We start from the raw sequence: 6007 nt of genomic DNA on the forward strand, positions 1-6007 counted from the left end.
CATATGTCGCCCAATCGTCTGGGAAACGATCCCCAAAAGTCGGAATTCAACAGCAAACCCAGAAGAAAGAAAGCATACTGGCTTGGGCGTTGGTTACTGGAGCGGGCCTGAGGTATGCTGAAAATTCTGGGATGGGCGGGTTATGAATCCGGATTGAGTATCGCATTTGATCGGTTTCAAAATGATACCGGAATTGCGGCAACCTACCATGGCGTGCCCAATCAGGATGAGATGCACGCGGTTGCCCAAACACGTGCCTTTGACGTGGCCTGCCCCACCACCGACAGATTGGCCAGTTGGGTCAACAGCGGATTGATCGGCGCACTTGATGAAAGTCGGATCGGCTACAATCGCATAGATCCGGCTTTCCACGCCGATGCGCAAACCATCATTGACGGCAAACGAATGGGGTCGCCGAATATCTGGGGCGGCGCGGGTATCGGGCACCATCCTGATCTTGCCCCGCTTGACCCAAACCGCGCCATCCTGATGGACCTGTTCGATCCAGCCTATGCAGGTCGCTTGGCCATGCGCGAGGACACTGCATTTGTCGCAGCTGGTCGCGCATTGGAAGCTCTCGATCAGTTGCCCTACCCCTTTGACCATTCCTACAATCGCCCCGGTTGAAGGCGCAAATTGCTCTCTTCAGAACTTCGTTATGTCAGCCCACGCCGACCCCGGCCCGGCGCAGGACTGGTTTGACTGGGTGAACGCCCCGACAGGCAGCGCCCTTTACGCGGATGCTTTGGGCGTTACCCCTTGCGCATTGGGCGCAATTTGGCCACATGCCGCAAAACATTCAAACATTTATCGCCCGCGTTTATCCGGCAGAAGCGTTGGCAGAATTGTGGTGGCAGCCGGAACAATCGGTCTGGTTTGTAAAGAGCCGGGAAGCCTATGCGCGCAGGTACCGAGATGCGGCAGGCAAGTGAGCATGTTGCCCCCAACAGCTTTCACCATCGGGCAGTTGACCATCACGCCGGTCGTCATCGGGCAAATCAACGATACCCTAGGCCGCTGGTTCGATGCGGCTCTACCGGCGTTGCCAGATCGACCCGCCAGCATGCCGGTGATTTGTGTTCATGTGTCCGGGCCATTCGGACGAGTTGTTCAATGCCGAGGATATCTGCCGCAATCAGGTCATACCTAGCTGGAAAAGTCCGTGAATCGCGGGTTTTTGACCCGCTCAAACGCTGTGGAAAAGCTGATGCGCTGTCGAAATAACACCAGGCGAATGAAGAGAGAAATGGCCCTGGCTACCCCAGAAAATCTTGGATCAGAGAATTGAAGAGGTCCGGCTTTTCAAGATGAAGCGCATGGGCGGTTCCGGGAACGACCGAAAGCTGCACGTCAGGGATGCTTGTCCAAAGTGATTGTACCTGAGGCCAGCGATAGGATTTATCGGAGTCGCCCCATATTACCAAAGTGGGCATCGGCAGGCCGGACAACGCGGCGCGCCCGTCCCAATTCGCCATGGCCTCAAGTGCCGACATCGCAGCCTGCTCACTTGCCCGAGCGCCAATTTCGACCAAAAGCGGGAAACCCGCTGCATCGCTGCCAGCCTTAAGCCATGTCGCCCCAATGCGTTTGATCGTGGTTGTGACGCCGTCGTCACGCAGCCGTTCGCGCGAGACTTCGATAGGTTCAAACCGGTCAGGCATCAGACCAAGGGGGCCGGTGCCATAAAGCACCAACTTCAGCACAGCGTCGGGGCGATCTGCGGCAATCTGCTGGGCGATCATCCCGCCCATCGAGTGACCCAGCAGGACAAATTCCTTGATGCCGAGATCGTCCAGCAATCCGCACACCGCCCCGGCCATCCCCGCGATTGTGTCACAGCCCGGCAAATCGGCAGCAGCGCCAAAGCCCGGCAGATCAGGTGCAATCACGTCAAATTGGCCGCTGAAATACGCGATCTCTCGCCGCCATTGCGCCGATCCACCAAGATAACCGTGGACCAGCACAAGGACGGGGCCGGACCCTGCGCGCTGATAAGGTAAGCTTGCCATCAGCGCATCTGCTCGGGCAGCCACAACGCCACTTGTGGAGAGACGATCAGGATCGCGATCAGCAGGATCATCGCGCCAATGAACGGCAGGCAACCCATGATGACGTCACCGATTGTGACCTCGTCCCGACTGATGGCTTGGATCACATAGAGGTTGAGCCCGACCGGTGGCGTCAGCACCGCGATCTCCATCGTGATGGTATAGACCACACCGAACCAGATCAGATCAAATCCGGCGGCATCCATCAAAGGATAGATCGTCGGAAGCGTGATAAACGTCATCGAAACTGGTTCGAGGAACATGCCAAGGATGATGTAGAATACCAATACGATGGCCAGAACCGTGAACGCCGACAGCTCATAGGACAGGAACAATTCGGTGAACTGCTGGGGCACTCGGTAGTAGGTCAGGACAAATCCAAACAACACACCCGCTGACAACAGCAAACCCAGATACCCCATCGTCCGCATGGTGGCGAAAATGGAATCCATGAACCCCTGCCACGTCAGCCCGCCGACCCAAAAGGCCAGCACAACGGTCAGCAAGGCGGCAACGGCCGCTGCCTCTGTTGGTGTGGCGATGCCTGCGTAGATCGCAACGGTGATCACAAGACCGATCAGCACAACCGGACCAACGGTGCTGATGATCATCCTCAGGGGCATCTTTGTTGCGTCTTCGCTGCCGGGAATATCCTCGGGTTTCAGAATGCCCCAGATGAGAACAACGACGACAAAGCTTGAGACCAGAATGAGGCCGGGGATGACACCCGCGATGAACAAGTCCCCGATGCTCTGATCTGTTACGATCCCGTAAAAGAGCAGGATCAGGCTGGGTGGAATAAGCACTGACAGCGTGCCACCTGCCGCCAGCACACCGCTCGACAGACGTTTGCCATACCCGAGCCTGAGCATTTCAGGCAGAGCCACACCGCCGATGGTCAAGGCACCGACCATGGACGATCCGCAGACCGCGCCAAACCCTGCGCTGGCACCGATTGAGCCATAGGCGGCCGATCCCTTGATCCGCACACCTTGGTGCAGGAATTGATAAAGGTTCGGACCGATATTCGACTTGCCTATGAGTTCGCCCAGAAAGACAAACAGCGGCACCGCCAGCAGAATATAATCAATCCATACCCCCCAAAGTTTGAGTTCGGACGAGACGATTGAGGTGCTCCATCCCTGAATTTGCCACAGAAAAGGAAGCGATGCAGCGGCCAGAGCAAAGGGGATCGGCAGGCCGATTGTGATGAAAAGCATCAAGAGACCAAGAAGGCCAAGACCAACAGTGTACCATTCCATTATAGATCTCCTGACGAGGCCGGCGTGCGGATCAGACGGATCAGACGCAACGCGGTGTAAAGGGAAAATATGACCAGCGAAAAGGCACCCGGTGCCCAAAACCAATAGCGCGGCCAATGCAAAATCTCTGAGGCGACGCCCGAATTGAACGCGCGGATTGTGGCACTTACACCGGCGTAGGCAAAGAAGCTGCCGACGCCGAGCATCAGGATGTGGTTTATGATGTCAAAGGCACGCCTCAGGCCGGGTCGCAATCGGTCGGTCAACATGGTCACTTTGGGAAAGGCATCTTCGCGCATCGCAAATGCAAGCCCGGTAAATGCGACAGGAAAAAGCAGCAACGCGGTTGCTTCGGTCACCATGCGATCAGGTTTACCAAGCCCGTAGCGGACAAAGACGCCGTAAGAAATCCATAACATCTGCACCAGCACGATGACGGCACCAAGACCAGCGAGCCAAACAACAGCACGCTCAACGGTACCAATCAGACGATCAAACCCATCACCCATGACATACCTCACTTTGAAAAATGAAAAGTTGGCGGCCCCTCAAACCAGAGGGACCACCGCCGGGAGATGTGTTTAGGGCGCGTGACTGGCCAGAAGAGACCGGATGCTGTCCGCCATTTCGGCACCACAAGCCTCGTTCACGGTCTCGTCCCATTTCGGCTTAACACTCGCAATCAGCTCTGCGCGCTTGTCATCCGGGATCGACACAGCGGCACCACCGCCCTGCATGACCGCGTTGCCAACCTGCTGATCGACCCATGCCTCATAACGTGGCTGCAGCCAGACTTCGGTTTCGGACGCAGCGGCTGTCAGCGCTGTTTGCTCTTCTGCGGTCAGCGCATCGAACTTGTCCTTGTTGATCATGTACTGAATGTTGCCATAAAACAGGTTCGCATTGACCATATAAGGCATCACTGTCCACAGCTTCCAGGAGCTGTAGGTCGCGACACCCATGTTGATGCCGTCAACAACACCCCGTTCGGCTGACTGAAACACCTCTTTGGGTGCCACAAACACCGGCTCACCGCCCCATGTTTCGATCATCATGCTGACCAGCGGCCCGATTGAGCGGACAAGCTTGCCGTCAAGGTTGCCAATGTCATCAATGCCTTCTTCGAACCACCACTCCTGATCGTAAGAGTAGTTGGAGTTGAAGAGCGGTGTAAGGCCTGCGTTCGCGGCTTCGTCACGGATCAGTTCAGCATAGGCCGCATCAAGACCGGTTTGGTTTTCGAGGCTGACTTCAGCCGGATAAAGCGAGGTGACAGCATAGCAGGGCAGCCGGTTGTCCGCATTGATCCAGCTGATGTCGGAAACGCCCCCCTGAACGGAGTCTACACCTTCAGACCAGCCATGCAGCGTGCCAGACGGAAAGATTTCGACCTTCACGGAACCACCGGTTTTTTCGGCAACAAGGTCGGCAAAATGTGTAAAGCCTTCGTAACGGATGTCGGACTCGTTGACGTAGGTGCTGAGACGCAAGGTTGTTTCGGCGGTTGCTGTGCCTGCCGTCATGCCGACAGCCAATACAGCAGCAATGGCCGTCGTTGATTTCAAAGATATAGTCATGGTTTCCTCCCAAAAAAAATTCAGGCGCGCCTTACGGTTTCCTCCCCGGCCCGACCTTCAGCTGTCTGACCGGCTGCGCAGAGCCGAACCCAGAATGCCTAACTTCAATGCTACGCGGCGGGCCCGGAAAAAAGCCAACTCAAATAGCACATCAAATCATGCGATTATTGCATAGTTGTTACAAATCATGGACTACTGAGGTTCTGGGAGGCGCAGAAATGGACATAAACTGGTTGGGCGACTTCGCGTGTTTGGCGCGCACGCTGAATTTCACCCGTGCCGCCGAAGAGCGGAACATCACGCAGTCTGCGTTCAGCCGGCGCATTAAGTCGTTGGAAAACTGGCTGGGGGTGCCGCTGATCCAGCGGTCAAGCTATCCTGTCCAACTGTCAGAGGCGGGCCAGCAATTTTTGCCTGTTGCACTGGAATCGCTTTCGAACCTGTCCGACATACGGCAAACCCTGCGTGCCCAGGAACGTGGTGTCACAGCCTTTCAGCGGTTTGCCGTGCTGCACACCATTTCTGTCAATTATCTGACCAGGCGGATTAAGGAATTCGAAGATCTCATCCCGAACCTGCGGGTGCGGGTCTATTCAGACAACCTTCGGACCTGTTGCCAGCTGCTGTCCGAGGGGACCTGCGATTTTTTGCTGTATTATCGACACAAGGACGTACAGCCCGTATTCGAAGAAAAGCAATTCGCCCGCAAGGACATCGGCACCGAACAAATGATCCCTGTCGCGCAAATGAATGCGGCGCGTTCGAATGGTTGGGACCTTGACGATTCCGGGCGCGATGCAATTCCCTACCTAGGCTATGATCCCAGCAGTTTCCTTGGTGCCGTGGTCGAGCAGACGATCGGTGCGCGCACGCCCCCCCTTGCACTAAGGTACATGGATGCGCTGACCGAAGCGATCAAACGCAGGATGTTATCGGGCAGTGGCGTTGCATGGCTGCCAGAAAGCGTGGTGGCCGAGGAGTTGGCAGCAGGGCTGGTGACCCCGGTCGGGGGCGAGGCCTGGCAGGCGACGCTCACGTTGTCGCTTTTCTGCTCACATGATCGGCTCGACAAAATCGGGCGGCAGGTGTGGGATGCCTTGTGACGCCTGTCGAAAGCAAG

General features: G+C 56.4%; 8 protein-coding genes. 4 read left to right on the forward strand and 4 right to left on the reverse strand.

The window, feature by feature from the left end:
* The first annotated feature begins 114 nt into the window (after window positions 1-114).
* The 3 genes from ACEWL3_RS12910 to ACEWL3_RS12920 all read left to right on the forward strand — a co-directional run bounded on the left by ACEWL3_RS12910 (window position 115) and on the right by ACEWL3_RS12920 (window position 1150).
* Window positions 115-627 (forward strand): hypothetical protein, encoded by a 513-nt coding sequence (locus ACEWL3_RS12910; RefSeq protein ID WP_386182759.1) that lies wholly within the window; start codon window positions 115-117, stop codon window positions 625-627.
* A gap of 158 nt (window positions 628-785) precedes the next feature.
* Entirely contained in the window at window positions 786-932 is a 147-nt protein-coding gene (locus tag ACEWL3_RS12915; RefSeq protein ID WP_386182761.1) for a hypothetical protein, read from the forward strand.
* Window positions 933-934: 2 nt separating this feature from the next.
* Window positions 935-1150, forward strand: a complete 216-nt coding sequence (locus tag ACEWL3_RS12920; protein WP_386182763.1) for a hypothetical protein — start codon at window positions 935-937, stop codon at window positions 1148-1150.
* A 106-nt stretch (window positions 1151-1256) separates the two neighbouring features.
* Here ACEWL3_RS12920 and ACEWL3_RS12925 read toward each other — a convergent pair whose 3' ends face one another.
* From ACEWL3_RS12925 to dctP, 4 genes are all read right to left on the reverse strand, one after another.
* The gene (locus ACEWL3_RS12925) at window positions 1257-2009 is read right to left on the reverse strand and encodes an alpha/beta fold hydrolase (RefSeq protein ID WP_386182765.1); all 753 of its coding nucleotides are present in this window, start codon (window positions 2007-2009) and stop codon (window positions 1257-1259) included.
* The gene (locus ACEWL3_RS12930; protein WP_114878080.1) at window positions 2009-3310 is read right to left on the reverse strand and encodes a TRAP transporter large permease; all 1302 of its coding nucleotides are present in this window, start codon (window positions 3308-3310) and stop codon (window positions 2009-2011) included. Before ACEWL3_RS12930 ends, ACEWL3_RS12925 begins: the two co-directional genes overlap by 1 nt.
* On the reverse strand, window positions 3310-3819 hold the full coding sequence (locus ACEWL3_RS12935; protein ID WP_386182767.1) for a TRAP transporter small permease: 510 nt from the start codon (window positions 3817-3819) through the stop codon (window positions 3310-3312). The genes ACEWL3_RS12930 and ACEWL3_RS12935 overlap by 1 nt, the downstream gene beginning before the upstream one ends.
* 72 nt (window positions 3820-3891) lie before the next feature.
* On the reverse strand, window positions 3892-4887 hold the full coding sequence (dctP, locus tag ACEWL3_RS12940) for a TRAP transporter substrate-binding protein DctP (RefSeq protein WP_386182769.1): 996 nt from the start codon (window positions 4885-4887) through the stop codon (window positions 3892-3894).
* Window positions 4888-5105: 218 nt separating this feature from the next.
* On the opposite strand from dctP, the gene ACEWL3_RS12945 reads away from it, so the two are divergent.
* The gene (locus tag ACEWL3_RS12945) at window positions 5106-5990 is read left to right on the forward strand and encodes a LysR family transcriptional regulator (RefSeq protein WP_386182771.1); all 885 of its coding nucleotides are present in this window, start codon (window positions 5106-5108) and stop codon (window positions 5988-5990) included.
* Window positions 5991-6007 lie beyond the last annotated feature (17 nt).

Origin of the sequence: Sulfitobacter sediminivivens (genome assembly GCF_042611115.2) — a bacterium.
GTDB classification, from domain to species: Bacteria; Pseudomonadota; Alphaproteobacteria; order Rhodobacterales; family Rhodobacteraceae; genus Sulfitobacter; species Sulfitobacter sediminivivens.